Below are 14,946 nucleotides of genomic sequence, written 5' to 3'. Positions count from 1 at the left end.
CCTGGCTGGTCACGCGCACGTCGCCGCCCTCCAGCCGGGCCAACTCGTGCACCAGGGCCAGGCCGATGCCGGTGCCCTCGTGACTGCGCGAGCGGGTGCCCCGCACCCGGTGGAAGCGTTCGAAGAGTTTCGGCAGGTCGCGTTCCGCGATGCCGATGCCAGTGTCCGCGACGATGAGGCGCACCTCCTCGTCGTCGGCGTCGAGGGTGACCCGGATGCGGCCGATGAACGTGTACTTCAGCGCGTTGGAGAGCAGGTTAGTGACGATGCGTTCCCAGTTGACCGGGTCGACCGCGACCGGCCGGGGCAGCGGTGGGCAGCTCACCTCGAGGGTCAGCCCGGCCCGCTCGACGGCGGCCCGGAACACCCCGGCCAGCTCGGCGGTCAGCGCGGCCAGATCCACCACCCGGGCGTCGCTGCGCGCCCGCCCGGCCTCCAGGCTGGAGAAGGTGAGCAGGCTGTTGACCAGCGTCAACAGTCGGGTGGCGTTACGCCAGCCGGTCTCCACCCGCTCCCGCTGGACCGCCGCCAACGGCGCGGTGGCGTCGGTGAGGGCGTCCGTCAGCGGGCCGAGGATGAGGGTCAACGGGGTACGGAACTCGTGGCTGACGTTGGCGAAGAAGTCGGTCTTGACCCGGTCCAGTTCCGCCATCGCCTCGACCCGGCGCCGCTCCTCCTCGTACTCCTGGGCGTTGCGCAACGCCACGGAGATCTGCTGGGCGAGCAGCTGGTGGAAGGAGCGGTACGCCTCGTCGAGCCCTCGGCTGGGGCTGACCCCGGCGAGCAGGACGCCGAGCGGCTGGTCCTCGTCGGCGGAGGGCAGCGGCAGCGCCAGCGCGGTGCGGACCGGGTCGTTCCACGGGCCGGCGGGCAGCGGCAGCCGGTCGGCGACGTCGGTCACCTGGGTCGCCCGGCCCTCGGCGGCGTCCGCCAACCCCCAGGCGTACGCGGGCGGGCCCGGGTCGGCCAGCTCGACGGCGTCCGGCAGGGCCCCGGCGTGCCCCTGGTCACCGCCGGTGCAGGCGACCCGGCGCAGCGCCGTGCCGTCGCGCAGGTAGATGGCGGCGAACGGCACGTCCAGAGGGTGGCCGTCGATCACGTCGATCAGCCGAGCACCGGTGGCGTCCACGTCGACGGTGCGGCCGTCGCCGAGCACGGACAGGTCGCGCAGGAGGCGCAGCCGGCGTTCGCCGACCACCTGCTGGGTGACCTCGCTGCATACGGTCAGTACGCCGACGGTGCGGCCGTCGTCGTCGCGGGCCGGGGCGTGCGAGACGGTGAAGTACGCCTCCTCGCGGTAGCCGGCCCGCTCCAGCAGCAGTTGCAGCGCGGGGACCCAGCTGGCCACCCCGGTCGCCATGGCCTCCTCGATCAGCGGGGCGAGCACCCGCCAGCCCTCGGCCAGCGTCACCCGTACGTCGTCGCCGAGCGCGGCGGGGTGCTTGTCGCCGATCAGCGCCGAGTACGCGTCGTTGTAGAGCTGCGAGTAGCTCTCGCCCCAGAGCAGCAGCATGGGATACCGGGAGGAGAGCACCATCCGGACGGCGGCGCGCAGGCTCTGCGGCCATCCGTCGACCGGGCCCAGCGGGGTGTCGGCCCAGTCCAGCTGTGCCATCAACCGCCCGGTGTCGCCGCCGAGGAACAGGTCGGTGCTGGGTCGTGTCACGCTCGATCCGACCCCATCGCAAGCCCCCCGTTCCGGGCCCGTCGACCCCTGCCGCGTTACCTACCCATCCTGACACCTCTACTCACCTGTGCCGACGCCGGTACCCACCGTCGAACCGGCGGCGGTTCGGGACGAACGACCGATGCTCAGGAAATAGATATCTGTAAGTGTCTCGGGTATCTCTCCAACCCCGAGGAGCCCCCATGAGAGGCAGAACGCTGAGCGCGGGAATCGCGCTCGCCGTGTTCGCCGGGATGACGGTGCCGCTGGCCGCCCAACCGGCGACCGCGTCACCTCCGACCGCCACGACGGTGACCCGGCCGATCGCCGCGTCCGCCGCCGCGTTGGCCGCGCCGGACATCTCCATCACCAATGTCCAGGCGCACCTGACCCAGTTCAACGCCATCGCCACCAGCAACGGTGGCAACCGACGGGCCGGCTCGGCCGGCTACACCGCCTCGCTCAACTACGTCAAGACCAGGCTCCAGTCGGCCGGCTACACAGTCAGCGAGCAGTACTGCTCCAGCTGCCGGTACCCCTCGAACAACCTCATCGCCGAGTGGCCCGGCGGACCGGCCGACCAGGTGGTCATGTTCGGCGCGCACCTGGACGGCGTCGCGGCCGGTCCGGGCATCAACGACAACGCCACCGGCTCGTCGACCCTGCTGGAGAACGCGCTGGTCCTGGCCGCGCAGAGCCCGACAATGACCAAACGGGTGCGGTTCGCCTGGTGGACCGACGAGGAGCAGGGGCTCAACGGCTCCCGGTTCTACGTCAACTCGCTCAGCGCCACCCAGCGCGGCTACATCAAGGGTTACTACAACTTCGACATGGTCGGCTCGACCAACGGCGGCTACTTCATCAACCGGGTCAGCTCGACCACGGCGGCGCCGCTGAAGGCGTACTGGGACTCGTTGGGCCTGCAACCGGAGGAGAACGTCGAGGGCCAGGGTCGCTCCGACGACTACTACTTCCAGCAGGCCGGCATCCCCACCTCGGGCTACGCCGCCGGCGCCAGCGCCCGCAAGACCAGCGCCCAGGCGGCCAAGTGGGGCGGCACCGCCAACTCCGCGTACGACCCCTGCTACCACCGGTCCTGCGACACCACCGCCAACGTCAGCGCCACAGTGCTCAACCGGGCGGCCGACGGTGTCGCGTACGCGCTGTGGCAGCTCGCCGTGGGCGGCGGCACCCCGACCTGCACCGGCGGCCAGGTGGTCGCAAACGGTGGCTTCGAGAGCGGCAGCACGCCGTGGACCGCGTCCTCCGGCGTGATCACCAACGCCAGCGGCCAGCCGGCCCGGACCGGGTCGTACAAGGCGTGGCTCAACGGGTTCGGCAGCACCCGCAGCGAGAGCCTGTCGCAGTCGGTGACAGTGCCGGCCGGCTGCGCCACGTACACGCTGTCGTTCTGGCTGCACATCGACACCGCCGAGACCACCAGCTCCACGGCGTACGACCGGCTCACCGTGCAGGCGGGCTCGACCACCCTCGCGACGTACTCGAATCTCAACGCCGCGACCGGTTACGTGCAGCGCAGCCTCAACGTGGCCGCGTTCGCCGGGCAGACGGTGACGCTGCGGTTCACCGGCACCGAGGACTCGTCGTTGCAGACCACCTTCGTGATCGACGACGTGACGTTGCAGGCGAGCTGACCGCGTACCCGACAAAGGGCCGCCACCGGTTCTCTCCGGTGGCGGCCCGTCGCGTCGTGGGTCAGGGGAGCTGTGGGTAGAGCGCGGCGACGCCGCCGGCCAGTCCGGCCTGCACCTGTCGGCTGAGGTCGTCGGCGAGGATCTCGTACGCGTCGGCCTCGACGCCGTCGACACCGATGCGGGCGATCGCCGCCGGGTCGGACTTCGGGCCGGTGATGTCCGCGGCCATGTCGGTGTCCAGGTATCCGACGTGCAGGCCGGCGACCCGGACGCCCCGGTCGGCCAGTTGGACGCGCAGCACGTTGGTCATCGCCCACTCGGCGGACTTGGCGGCGCTGTAGGCCGCGTGGGTCGGGGAGCCGAACCAGGACAGGACGGAGAGCACGTTGAGGATCGTTCCGCCGCCGTTGCCGGTGATGACCGGCGCGAACGCCCGGATCGTCGAGAGGGTGCCGATGTAGTGGGTCTCCAACTCCAGCCGGACGAGGGCCAGGTCGCCGTCGAGAAGGTCGGTCCGGGTGTCGATGCCCGCGTTGTTGATCAGCAGGTTCACGCCGCCGGCCAGCTCGGCGGCGGCGGCCACCGAGGCGGGATCGGTGATGTCGAGGCGGACCGGTGTCACGCCGGGGAGGTCGACGCTGTCGGGGTTGCGGGCGCCGGCGTAGACGGTGGCGCCCCGGGCGAGGAGTTCGGCGGCGAGGTGCCGGCCGAGGCCACGGTTGGCGCCGGTGACGAGGGCGGTGCTTCCAGCGATCTTCATGGCCGTCACGCTATCCGACCTGACTTCTGTTAAGCAAAGTCAGCTACGTCACGGGGGTGGACGACCGGATCGGGAATACGACCCGGACGCGCCCACACCCCGACCGGTGACGACTCGTATCCTTTCCGCGAACCTTCGTACGAGCCGAGATGGGAGACGGTGTGAGCAACCAGGCCGAAACGTTGGAATTCCAGGCCGAGGCGCGTCAGCTCCTCCAGTTGGTGGTCCACTCGATCTATTCGAACAAGGACGTCTTCCTGCGGGAACTCATCTCGAACGCGTCCGACGCACTGGACAAGCTCCGGCTGGCCACCCTCGTCGACAAGGACCTCGTCGCCGACACCGACGACCTGCACGTCGCCCTGGAGATCGACCGCAACGCCCGCACCCTCACCGTGCGCGACAACGGCATCGGAATGACCCGCGACGAGGTCGTCCAGCTGATCGGCACGATCGCCAAGTCGGGCACCGCCGAGCTGCTGCGCCAACTACGCGAGTCCGCCGACGCCCACGCCAAGCAGGACCTCATCGGCCAGTTCGGCGTCGGCTTCTACGCCGCGTTCATGGTCGCCGACCGGGTCACCCTGCTGACCCGCAAGGCCGGGGAGACCGGCGGCACCCGCTGGGAGTCCACCGGCGAGGGCACCTACTCGATCGAGGCGGTCGACGAGGCGCCGCAGGGCACCACTGTGACGCTGCACCTCAAGCCGGCCGACACCGAGGACAACCTGCACGACTACACCGCCGAGTGGACCGTCCGCGAGATCGTCAAGCGCTACTCCGACTTCATCGCCTGGCCGATCCGGATGAGCGTCGAACGCCCCGGCGCCGACGGTGAGCCCACCACCCGCGAGGTGCAGACCCTCAACTCGATGAAGGCGCTCTGGGCGCGGCCCCGCGACGAGGTCGACGCCGCCGAGTACAACGAGTTCTACAAGCACGTCAGCCACGACTGGGCCGACCCGCTCGAGGTCGTACACATGAAGGGCGAGGGCACCTTCGAGTACGAGGCGCTGCTCTTCCTGCCCAGCCACGCCCCACTGGACCTGTTCTCCCCGCAGGGCCGCCGAGGCGTCCAGCTCTACGTCAAGCGCGTCTTCATCATGGACGACTGCGAGGCGCTGGTCCCGACCTACCTGCGCTTCGTCAAGGGCGTGGTCGACGCGCACGACCTGTCGCTGAACATCTCCCGGGAGATCCTCCAGCAGGACCGGCAGATCCAGATCGTCCGCCGCCGCCTGGTCAAGAAGGTCCTCGCCACTGTCAAGGACCTCAAGGCCAACCACGCCGAGCGCTACCGCACCTTCTGGACCGAGTTCGGCGCGGTGGTCAAGGAAGGGCTGATCGACGACACCGACAACCGGGACACCCTGCTGGACGTCCTGTCGGTGGCCTCCACCAACGACCCGGCCGAGCCCACCGACCTGGCCGGCTACGTGTCGCGGATGAAGGACGGCCAGAGCGACATCTGGTACGCCACCGGCGAGTCCCGGGCCGCCATCGAGAACTCCCCGCACCTGGAGGCGTTCCGGGCCAAGGGGCACGAGGTGCTGCTGCTCACCGACCAGGTCGACGAGGTGTGGGTCGAGCGGGTCGGCACGTACGACGGTCGGCCACTGCGCTCGATCGCCAAGGGCGAGATCGACCTGGACACCGACGAGGAGAAGCAGCAGGCCGAGGCCGAGCGCGAGCAGCAGCGACAGGAGTTCGCCGGGCTGCTCGACTGGCTGGGGACCACGCTCACGGACAGCGTCCGGGAGGTCCGCCTGTCGTCGCGGCTGACGACCTCACCGGCCTGCGTCGTCGGCGACGCCCACGACCTCACTCCAACCCTGGAGAAGATGTACCGGGCGATGGGGCACGAGATCCCCGCGACCAAGCGGATCCTGGAGATCAACCCCGGTCACCCGCTGGTTTCGGGGCTGCGCAAGGCCCACGAGCAGGGCAGCGACAGCGCCGCCCTGACCGAGACCGCCGAGCTGCTCTACGGCCTGGCGGTGCTCGCCGAGGGCGGTGAGCTGACCGACCCGGCCCGTTTCACCCGGACGCTCGCCGACCGGCTGGCGCGCACCCTGTAGGCGGACCGGGCCTGGCTCCGCCACGACAGCTGAACGCTCGGCCGGACAACCGGCCGAGCGTTCGCCTGCGTGGTGCGGATCAGTTCAGGGTCTGGTGGCCCGTCACGCCGCGGAGGCGGTCTTCGACCCTCGGTGCGACGCCAACGGGCCGGCGTTCCAACCCCAGCGGGGGGCCGGTACCGCCGGGTCGCGACGCCCATCCGTGTCGGCGTCGTCGCTGTCGGTCCCGTCGATGGTCAGCTCGACCGAGGCGGGAGTGCTGCGCGCCAGTCGCAGTGAGTGCTCGGCGCCGGTCCGTGCCGCGCACGGCCAGGACTGTCCGGCGCACTGGAGATTGCGGCACTGGCCCTCGTCGTCCGGCTCGTGTGCGCTCAGCACGTCGATCGCCAACTGCCACAGCAGCGGGTCGGTCACGTCGTGCGGGCGCTCGGCGGTGCGACTCGGTCGGTTGCTGGTGTCGTCGGACATGGTGGGCCCCCCTCGTCAGGCTGTACCCCACAAGGGTCACCCGTCAGCCGCCGGCTAAACCGCCGACCTGCTGTGATGTGTCTCTGATCGCAGCTCGACCGCGGACGCCGCACGCTTATCGGTCAGTCCGGCAGAAGCGGCATCTCCACGCCAGGCTCCCGGCCGAGCAACACCGCCCGCGTGAGCGCCGCTGATCCGAACCGGTCGCGGACCGCGTCGACCGCAGCGTCCAAATCGGACCCGGGATCCGGCTGGAACGGCAGCTCAGGTTGGACCGGGTTGTCGTCGAGATTGCCCACGGAGACACCGATCAGTGTGACGCCACGGCGATCGATCTCGGGCAGCGCCGCGCGGAGCAGCGCACGCGCGGCGGCGAGCAGCAGCGTCGTGTCCGCCGTCGCCTTGCCCACCGTGTGCGAGCGGGTCGCCCGCGTGTAGTCGCCGAAGCGCAGCCGCAACATCACGGTGCGGCCGGCCCGCCCGGCCGTCCGCATCCGCCGGCTGACCCGGTCGACCAGGCCGGCGAGGATGGCGTCCAGCTCCGTCGAGGCATGCGGGGTACGACTCAGCGCGTGCTGCGCGCCCATCGAACCGCGCCGCCGCCCCACCTGCACCGCCCGGGGGTCGCGATTGTGCGCCAGCGCGTGCAGGTGCCGCCCGGCCCCCGCACCGAGCAGCGACACCAGCGCCGCCTCACCGAGGCGGGCCACCTCCCCGACGGTACGGATCCGGCGTTCCCGCAGCTTGGCGGCCGTGACCGGGCCGACGCCCCAGAGCCGCTCCACCGGCAGCGGGTGCAGGAACGCCAGCTCGGCGTCCGGCGCGACCACCAGCAGGCCGTCCGGTTTCGCCACCCCGCTGGCGACCTTGGCCAGGAACTTCGTGCGGGCCACCCCCACCGTGATCGGCAGATGGACCCGGTCGCGGACCTCCCGGCGCAGTCGTTCGGCGATCTCGGCAGGTGGCCCGACCAGCCGCCGCAGCCCACCCACGTCGAGGAACGCCTCGTCGATGGAGAGTCCCTCGACCAGCGGTGTGGTCTGCCGGAAGATCTCGAAGACCGCGCGGCTCGCCGCCGTGTACGCCGACATTCGCGGCGGCACGACGATCGCGTCCGGGCAGAGCCTTCGCGCCTGGTGGCCGCCCATCGCGCTGCGGACGCCGCGCGCCTTCGCCTCGTAGCTGGCCGCGAGCACCACGCCGCCACCGACGATCACCGGCCGCCCGCGCAGGCGCGGGTCGTCGCGCTGCTCGACCGACGCGTAGAACGCGTCCAGGTCGGCGTGCAGGATGCTGGCGCCGGGCGACACGTACACATGTTCGCATGACGCCCGGCGAGTGCGGCAGTGAGCTGGGCGAACGCCCGGTCAGTCGAGGCAGAACTCGTTGCCCTCGGGGTCGGCCATGATGAGATGACCGGCGCCCAACGGGGGAGTGGGCTCGTGCCGACTGAGCCGCCTGGCGCCGTGCGAGACGAGCCGTTCGGCTTCGGCCTCCAGGGCCGCCATCCGCTCGTCACCCTCCAGCCCGGGGGCCGCGCGTACGTCGAGGTGGACGCGGTTCTTCACCTGCTTGTGCTCCGGCACCCGCTGGAAGAACAGCCGTGGTCGCGAGCCTTCGGGGTCGACCACCGCCGACGCGTCGTTGCGGTTCTCCGGCGGCACACCCATCGCCTCCAGTGCCTGGTCCCAGGACTCGAAGTCTCCGGGTGGGGCCTGCACCTGGTAGCCGAGCGCCTCGGCCCAGAACGTGGCCAACCTGGCCGGGTCGGCGCAGTCGAACGTGATTTGGACGTCGCGGGTCACTGCGGATCCCTGCTTCCTCTTCTGGTCGGTCATGATCCCAGCCTCTCGCTGATAGCGGACAGGGTTGTTCCGCTATCCGTGAAACGATCGACGGGTGACCGTCGAGGCGACGACCGAGCGGGTGCTGCGCCTGCTGGCGCTGCTGCAACGACGCCTGTCCTGGACGGCCACCGAACTCGCCACCGAGTTGGGGGTCACCGGCCGGTGCGTGCGCCGCGACGTGCAGCGTCTGCGGACGCTCGGCTACCCGGTGCACGCGGTGTCGGGCGTCGGCGGCGGCTACCAACTCGGTGCGGGCACCCGGCTGCCGCCGTTGCTCCTCGACGACGAGGAGGCGATCGCCACAGCGGTGTCTCTGCGGCTCGCCTCCGGGGGCACCGTCGCCGGGGCGAGCGAGGCGGCGCTGCGGGCCCTCGCGAAGCTCGACCAGGTGATGCCGTCGCGGCTGCGCGCCGAGGTACGGGCGGTGCACGGCTCCACCGACACCCTCATCGGCCCGGTCGCCGAGATCGACGCCGAGCTGCTGGTGACACTCGCCCGCGCCTGTCGGGACGGGGTACGTGTTCGATTCCACTATCCCGGCCGGGACGCTGCTGAGCGGGAACGGACGGTCGAGCCGATCCGGATGGTCACGACCGGCCGCCGCTGGTATCTGATGGCCTGGGACGCAGACCGCGCCGACTGGCGGACGTTCCGGCTGGACCGGATGCGGGCGGCGGTCGCGACGACCTGGCGTTTCCCGGCGCGCGAGCACCCGGATCCGGTCGCCTTCGTGCAGCGGGCCGTGACCGGTGCGCCGTACCGCTACCTCGCCCGGGTACGGGTGCACGCCCAACCGGAGCGGTTGCGGGAGGTGGTCCCGCCACAGGTGGGGCGGGTCGAGGACGACCGCGACGGATGGTCCGTGCTGGTCGTCGGCGGCGACAACCTGGACTGGCTCGCCGCGCACCTCGCCCGGCTGGATCACGAGATGGAGGTGTTGGAGCCTCCCGAGCTGCGCGAGGCCGCAGGCCGGCTCGCCCGTCGCCTCGCGGTGCTGGCCGGTGCGACGTCGGAGCCCGGCGCGCGGTGACGCAGCGTGTAGTGGCGCAGCGACACCGGGCTGCCGTCGGGAGCGGTCCAGGGTGCCGTGCTGGTGCCGACACACCGCCATCCTGTGCGCTCGTACAGCGCGGCGGCCGCGGTGCCACCGGCGGCCAACTCCAGCACCAGGTCCGTTGCGCGTTTGTCCGCCCACCGGCGGGCCCGGTCCAGCAGCGTGCTGCCCAGCGCCAATCCACGGGCTCTCGGCACCACGAAGAGACGAGCCACCTCGGCCGTCGGCCGGCCGGGCGGCCCGTCCACCTGATCGGGGATCCGATGCACCGCGACGTGTCCGACGACGGCCGCGTCGGCGTCGACGGCGACCCAGGCTCGCGCCGGGTGCGGCTCGCGCAGCCAGCGGTGCGGGTCGGCGGGCCAGTTCAGCGGGTACCCGTCGACCCGGTGAACCTCGGCGAGCGCCGCGACGCAGCCGTCCAGGTCGGTGGCGCGCCGCCGACGGACAGCGGGTCGGTTCACAGGTCGTCGAACGGGCCGGCGTAGCGGAACTCGCCCCGGATCGACTCGCGCCACGCGTGCGACGGCCGCGCCATGAAGTACTGCGGCCCCCACGGCTGCGGCGGGATAACACCCAGCTCGACGGCCGGCCGGAACCCGAAGCGCGGGTAGTAGTCGGGATGCCCGAGCAGCACCACCAGCGGTTCGTCCCGCGCGTCGGCCGCGCCGAGCACCGCGTGCATCAACGCGCTGCCGACCCCGCGCCGCTGCCAGTCGGGCAACACGCCCAGCGGCCCCAGGCCCAACGCCATCGGCGCACCGCCCACCCGGCCGCGGGTGGCCACCACGTGCCCCACCACCTGGCCGTCCGAATCGGTCGCCACCAGGGAGTACGGGGGCAGCCAGCCCTCGTCGGCGCGCAGCGCGTCGACAAGGGTCGCTTCGACCGGTACGCCCTCACCGCCGTCGGCCTTGGCGAAGGCTGCGGAGTGCACCGCCCGAATGGCGTCGACGTCGGCAGGTGTCTCGCGTCTGATCAGCACCGCGCCACCATACGGGTGCCCTCGGCAGCGGCTCCACGCGTTATTCCGTCGCATGGCGTCCTCGGCCGCCCCACCCGAGGCGCTGGCGGCGATCGTCAGGATGTCCGCGGGGTGTCGCGGCAGGCCACGCGTCCAGCACCGCACCGCCGAGCAATGCCGGATCGCGCGGGCCGGTCGGTCGCTGAGCCGGGGTTGTTGCCGCATCGGCGAGGGCTGGAGGGCATGTCGCGGAAACCGGCTATACCTCTGAGTCATAAATATGACTCAGAGGTATATCGCTCAACGGCGAATGTGGCTCCCCGGTCGGAGACCAGCGGGTCAGAGCCCAGGCCCGGTCGGAGACCAGCGGGTCAGAGCCCAGGCCCGGTCGGAGAGCAGCGGGTCAGCGCCCAGGCCCGAGCTGAGGTCAGGCCCGAGCCCAGGCCGGCCAGGTTCGGGCGTTATTTCAGCCGACGGCGGTGGCGGAGGGCGGGGCGCTGCCGCCCTGGGGTGCCTCCGGGACCATCAAGCGGATGATCTCCGCCTGGTCGGCGGGCGAGGGCAGTCCCCATTCGGGTCGGTAGCCGTACACCTGGTGCAGTGGCGTGGAGCCGGTGCGGCCGTCCAGGATCTCCACGGCTTCGGTGCCGATCAGGCCGGGGTGTTCGACGCCGCAGGCCTCGGCGACCTTCGTCAGGTCCCGGCGCAGCGTCCGCAGGTAGTTGGCCGCCCGGACCGACTTCAACGTCGGGTCCAGGCCCCGGGCGAGCCACGCGTTCTGGGTGGCGACGCCGGTGGGACAGGTGTCGGTGTGGCACTTCTGCGCCTGGATGCAGCCGATCGCCAGCATCGCCTCCCGACCGACGTTGATCAGGTCACAGCCGAGCGCGAACGCCACGATCGCGTTGTCTGGCAGGCCGAGCTTGCCGCCGCCGACGAAGACCACCTGTTCGTGCAGGTCGTGCTCGGCGAAGATCTTGTACACCCGGGAGAAGCCCTGCTGGAACGGGAGCGACACGGAGTCGGTGAAAATCAGTGGTGCGGCCCCGGTGCCGCCCTCGCCGCCGTCGATCGTCACGAAGTCCACACCCCGGCCGGTGTCCCGCATCAGGGTGGCCAACTCCTGCCAGAAGCCCAGGTCACCGATCGCCGACTTGATGCCGACCGGCAGACCCGTCTCGGCGGCCAGCAACTCCACCCAGTCGAGCAGGCTGTCGCAGTCGGAGAACTCGGCGTGCCGGGACGGGCTGACGCAGTCCTGACCGGCCGGGATGCCCCGGGTGGCGGCGATCTCGGCGGACACCTTCGCCCCGGGCAGCAGCCCACCGAGGCTCGGCTTGGCGCCCTGGCTCAGCTTGATCTCCAGCGCTCGCACCGGTGCGCCGGCGACCAGGTCCTTCAACCGGTCGAGGCTGAACCGGCCGTGCTCGTCGCGGCAGCCGAAGTAGGCGGTGCCGAGTTGGAAGACCAGCTCACCGCCGTTGCGGTGGTACGGCGACAGGCCACCCTCGCCGGTGTTCTGCAGGCAGCCGGCGAGCGCCGCCCCCTTGTTGAGCGCGGTGACGGCGTTGCCGGAGAGCGAGCCGAAGCTCATCCCGGAGATGTTGACGACCGACTCCGGTCGGAACGCGCGGGCGCGACCCCGTGCCGCGCCGAGCACCTTCGCGCTGGGCAACCGCACGTCGTGCCCGGCGGTCGGTGACGACGGCGGCACGGCACGACCGAAGGTGCGGTGCTTGATGATCGGATACCCGGGGGTGTACTCGATGTCGTTGTCGGTGCCGAAACCGAAGTAGTTGTTCTCCTGCTTGGCCGACGCGTACACCCAGCGGCGCTGGTCGCGGGTGAACGGCCGCTCCTCGTTGTTGCCGGCCACGATGTACTGCCGTAGCTCCGGCCCGATCGTCTCCAACAGGTAGCGGGCCCGGCCGAGGACCGGAAAGTTGCGCAGCAGCGCGTGGTCGCGCTGGATCAGGTCCCGCGCGGCGAGGGCCGCGAGGGCGGCGGCAACAGCGGGTACGGCTCGACGGGCCCAGGTCATGCTCGGGACTCTTTCCGCCGGGGCGACGGATCAAACCGGTGAGCCGGCTGGTGGCGGTGCGGGTGCGCCCCGCACCGCCACCACGCGCTCAGCGGTGCCGGAACGATTCGCGGACCGACCCGCCGACGACAGTGCACCACGTGCTCGTGCTGAGCTTGCCGTTGCGGGGCAGCCCGTGCAGCGCCTGAAGGTCCTGCACCGCCCTCCGGGTGGCGTGGTCGTACGCCCCGGTGACGGTGACCGCGTACCCCTTGGTGGCGAGGATTTCCTGCACGGCCGTGACCGGCGCTCCGGCGGCGTGCTGGTCCAGCTCCGGCGCCAGGGTCTCCCAGGTCGGCGTGGTGAGTGTGGCGTCCACGTCCACAGCGATGCCGTTGCGGGCCTGCCAGTCCTGCACCGCCGCGACGGTCGCGGCGTCGAACGTGCCGCTGACGGTCACCGGGTAGCCCCGGTAGGCGAGCAGGTGCTGCACCACCCGGACGGAGGGGGAGTTGACGAAACGCCACAGGTCCGGCCAGCGGCGCGCTGGCACGTCACCGAGCTTGGTGCCCAGGGCGGCGTGCACCCGCCGCCGCAGCTCCGGGAACTGCCGGTAGAAGGCAGCGCCCGGGCACTCGGTGGTGCGGAAGTCCCAGTGGCCGAAGATGTCGTGCGCCTGCAGCCCGTACTGCCGGCAAATCGCGACGCAGAGCTTGACCAGCGAGTCGGTCAACGCCTTGGGTGGCGTCTCGGTGACGTAGGTGCCCTCGTTCTCGATGCCGATGGCCCGGCCGTTCTCACCCGGGCAGTGCGCCGAGATCATCTGCCGGTCGCCGGCTTCGAGGCGCTCCAGGCTGCCCCGGCGGCCCTCCAGCACGTACCCGCCACGGCTGACAGTGAAGTGCTGGCCGGTGTCGGACCAGCCGTTGCCGTCCATGTGCAGGTCCTGGCAGTCGTGGGCCAGCTTGACCGCCTGCTCGCGGGAGTAGTCGGTGACGTTCGGGAACGCCATGTGATGCACGATGATCTTGTTGGTGGCGATGGCGCTCACCGACAGCGGGTCCTTCGGCGGGCGGGCGGCCCACTCGTCACAGCTGATGATCCAGTCCAGGTCGGTGCCCGGCGCGGCCTGCGCCGCGCCCGGGAAGGCGAGTTCGCTCCCGACGACGGCGACCGTGGCGGCGCCGAGACCGGCCCGCAGCAGCGTCCGGCGATCCACTTCGGAATGGTCGACGTGCATTGCATCTCCTCCTGCGGCCGACGGCGGGGGGATGAAAAATAGCTCCAGTGGCCGCACGTACTTCGGAGAATATTGCCAAGACTCGTCCGCGCGCTAGAGGGCCGGCAGACCAGGTGATCACTTGTGTTTCCGCGCGTCGGGTCGCGGGTAGGTCCGGTGCTGACCGTTCCGGCTGCCCCACTTAAGGAATGACCAGATGAGTGACAACGTCAGCGACGCGGTGGGCGACGCTCTCCGCTCGGTGATGCTCTTCCTGCCCAAGGCCGTCGCCTTCCTGGCGATCCTGGTGGCCGGATGGCTGATCGCCAAGGCCGTACTGAAGATCGTGGAGAAGGTCCTCGAACGGGTGGGCTTCGACCGCGCCGTCGAACGCGGCGGCATCCGCCGCGCGTTGAGCCGCTCCCGGTACGACGCCAGTGACATCGTCGCGAAGCTCGTCTACTACGCGGTGCTGCTGTTCACCCTTCAGCTCGCCTTCGGCATCTGGGGCCCGAACCCGATCTCCGACCTGCTCGGCGCGGTGATCGCGTGGCTGCCCCGCGCCTTCGTCGCGATCGTCATCGTCGTGGTCGCCGCCGCCATCGCCAACGCGGTCAAGGACATCATCAGCGGCGCGCTCGGCGGCCTGTCGTACGGCCGGGTGCTGGCCACCATCGCCTCGGTGTTCATCCTCGGCCTCGGCGTCATCGCGGCGCTGAACCAGATCGGCGTGGCCACCGCGGTCACCACTCCCGTGCTGATCGCCGTGCTGGCCACTATCGGTGGCATCCTCGTCGTCGGTGTCGGCGGCGGTCTGATCCGTCCGATGCAGAGTCGTTGGGAGTCGTGGCTGACCCGCGCCGAGCAGGAGTCGCAGCTGATCGCCGAGCACGCCCAGGCGTACCGGGCCGGTCGCCGCGACGCCGAGGCCGAGGCCGCCCGCCGGTCGGCCACCACCAGCGGCGCGGAGGCCACCCAGGTGGTGACCCGGCCGGCCGACGCCGACGCCACCCAGGTGGTGACCCGGCCCACCGACCCGGAGGCCACCCAGGTCGTGCACTTCCCGGCCGACTCCGACGCCACCCAGGTGGTCACCGGCGGCACCGATCGCGCGGTGCCCGGGCAGCGCACCAGCGACGACGGTGAGACCACCACTGTCATTCCGCCGGTCGACCGGCACTGACACCAGCGGTACGGCGGCGGGGGGGGGGGGGG

13 protein-coding genes are annotated in these 14,946 nt (G+C 71.2%); 4 read left to right on the top strand and 9 right to left on the bottom strand.

All coding sequences use genetic code 11. The features are described 5' to 3' along the window. On the bottom strand, positions 1 to 1,666 hold a 1,666-nt coding region (locus KBX08_RS30630; RefSeq protein WP_307850697.1), incomplete at its 3' end, for a GAF domain-containing sensor histidine kinase. A gap of 203 nt (positions 1,667 to 1,869) precedes the next feature. Here KBX08_RS30630 and KBX08_RS30625 point away from each other — a divergent pair. Further along, complete coding sequence (locus tag KBX08_RS30625) at positions 1,870 to 3,321, top strand: M28 family peptidase (protein WP_210787133.1); 1,452 nt, start codon at positions 1,870 to 1,872, stop codon at positions 3,319 to 3,321. A gap of 61 nt (positions 3,322 to 3,382) precedes the next feature. Here the strand turns inward: KBX08_RS30625 and KBX08_RS30620 are convergent, their stop codons facing one another. Beyond that, complete coding sequence (locus KBX08_RS30620; RefSeq protein ID WP_210787131.1) at positions 3,383 to 4,081, bottom strand: SDR family oxidoreductase; 699 nt, start codon at positions 4,079 to 4,081, stop codon at positions 3,383 to 3,385. A 149-nt stretch (positions 4,082 to 4,230) separates the two neighbouring features. Between KBX08_RS30620 and htpG the strand changes: the two genes are divergently transcribed. Further along, positions 4,231 to 6,159, top strand: a complete 1,929-nt coding sequence (gene htpG, locus KBX08_RS30615) for a molecular chaperone HtpG (RefSeq protein WP_210787129.1) — start codon at positions 4,231 to 4,233, stop codon at positions 6,157 to 6,159. Positions 6,160 to 6,261: 102 nt separating this feature from the next. On the opposite strand, the gene KBX08_RS30610 is transcribed toward htpG, so the two are convergent. The 3 genes from KBX08_RS30610 to KBX08_RS30600 form a co-directional block, all read right to left on the bottom strand. Next, complete coding sequence (locus KBX08_RS30610) at positions 6,262 to 6,627, bottom strand: hypothetical protein (RefSeq protein WP_210787127.1); 366 nt, start codon at positions 6,625 to 6,627, stop codon at positions 6,262 to 6,264. 122 nt (positions 6,628 to 6,749) lie between these two features. Then, positions 6,750 to 7,937, bottom strand: a complete 1,188-nt coding sequence (gene dinB / locus KBX08_RS30605; RefSeq protein ID WP_210787125.1) for a DNA polymerase IV — start codon at positions 7,935 to 7,937, stop codon at positions 6,750 to 6,752. Between the two features lie 57 nt (positions 7,938 to 7,994). Continuing rightward, complete coding sequence (locus tag KBX08_RS30600) at positions 7,995 to 8,465, bottom strand: VOC family protein (RefSeq protein WP_210787118.1); 471 nt, start codon at positions 8,463 to 8,465, stop codon at positions 7,995 to 7,997. Between the two features lie 61 nt (positions 8,466 to 8,526). Between KBX08_RS30600 and KBX08_RS30595 the strand changes: the two genes are divergently transcribed. Continuing rightward, positions 8,527 to 9,504: a YafY family protein gene (locus KBX08_RS30595; RefSeq protein ID WP_210787116.1), complete on the top strand. Its 978-nt coding sequence runs from the start codon at positions 8,527 to 8,529 to the stop codon at positions 9,502 to 9,504. On the opposite strand, the gene KBX08_RS30590 is transcribed toward KBX08_RS30595, so the two are convergent. The 4 genes from KBX08_RS30590 to KBX08_RS30575 form a co-directional block, all read right to left on the bottom strand. Continuing rightward, positions 9,396 to 9,992 carry a GNAT family N-acetyltransferase gene (locus tag KBX08_RS30590; RefSeq protein ID WP_210787114.1) on the bottom strand — a complete coding sequence of 199 codons (597 nt, stop codon included), beginning with the start codon at positions 9,990 to 9,992 and terminating at the stop codon, positions 9,396 to 9,398. The genes KBX08_RS30595 and KBX08_RS30590 overlap by 109 nt on opposite strands. After that, a complete protein-coding gene (locus KBX08_RS30585; protein ID WP_210787107.1) occupies positions 9,989 to 10,513 on the bottom strand; it encodes a GNAT family N-acetyltransferase in 525 nt (174 codons plus the stop codon). Before KBX08_RS30585 ends, KBX08_RS30590 begins: the two co-directional genes overlap by 4 nt. Positions 10,514 to 10,958: 445 nt before the next feature. Next, positions 10,959 to 12,533 (bottom strand): FMN-binding glutamate synthase family protein, encoded by a 1,575-nt coding sequence (locus tag KBX08_RS30580; protein WP_210787105.1) that lies wholly within the window; start codon positions 12,531 to 12,533, stop codon positions 10,959 to 10,961. Between the two features lie 88 nt (positions 12,534 to 12,621). Beyond that, a complete protein-coding gene (locus tag KBX08_RS30575; RefSeq protein WP_307850696.1) occupies positions 12,622 to 13,731 on the bottom strand; it encodes an N-acetylmuramoyl-L-alanine amidase in 1,110 nt (369 codons plus the stop codon). 217 nt (positions 13,732 to 13,948) lie between these two features. On the opposite strand from KBX08_RS30575, the gene KBX08_RS30570 reads away from it, so the two are divergent. Further along, positions 13,949 to 14,914, top strand: a complete 966-nt coding sequence (locus tag KBX08_RS30570) for a hypothetical protein (RefSeq protein ID WP_210787102.1) — start codon at positions 13,949 to 13,951, stop codon at positions 14,912 to 14,914. Positions 14,915 to 14,946 lie beyond the last annotated feature (32 nt).

Origin of the sequence: Micromonospora sp. H61, from assembly GCF_018070325.1 — a bacterium.
Lineage (GTDB): Bacteria > Actinomycetota > Actinomycetes > Mycobacteriales > Micromonosporaceae > Micromonospora > Micromonospora salmantinae.
This window is presented reverse-complemented; position numbering and strand designations above follow the sequence as displayed.

What these genes read in the sequence shown, in the direction of transcription:
- KBX08_RS30600 (WP_210787118.1), bottom strand. Translation starts at nt 8,465, where the DNA reads ATGACCGACCAGAAGAGGAAGCAGGGATCCGCAGTGACCCGCGACGTC.
- KBX08_RS30570 (WP_210787102.1), top strand. Translation starts at nt 13,949, where the DNA reads ATGAGTGACAACGTCAGCGACGCGGTGGGCGACGCTCTCCGCTCGGTG.
- KBX08_RS30625 (WP_210787133.1), top strand. Translation starts at nt 1,870, where the DNA reads ATGAGAGGCAGAACGCTGAGCGCGGGAATCGCGCTCGCCGTGTTCGCC.
- htpG (WP_210787129.1), top strand. Translation starts at nt 4,231, where the DNA reads ATGGGAGACGGTGTGAGCAACCAGGCCGAAACGTTGGAATTCCAGGCC.
- KBX08_RS30620 (WP_210787131.1), bottom strand. Translation starts at nt 4,081, where the DNA reads ATGAAGATCGCTGGAAGCACCGCCCTCGTCACCGGCGCCAACCGTGGC.
- KBX08_RS30580 (WP_210787105.1), bottom strand. Translation starts at nt 12,533, where the DNA reads ATGACCTGGGCCCGTCGAGCCGTACCCGCTGTTGCCGCCGCCCTCGCG.
- KBX08_RS30610 (WP_210787127.1), bottom strand. Translation starts at nt 6,627, where the DNA reads ATGTCCGACGACACCAGCAACCGACCGAGTCGCACCGCCGAGCGCCCG.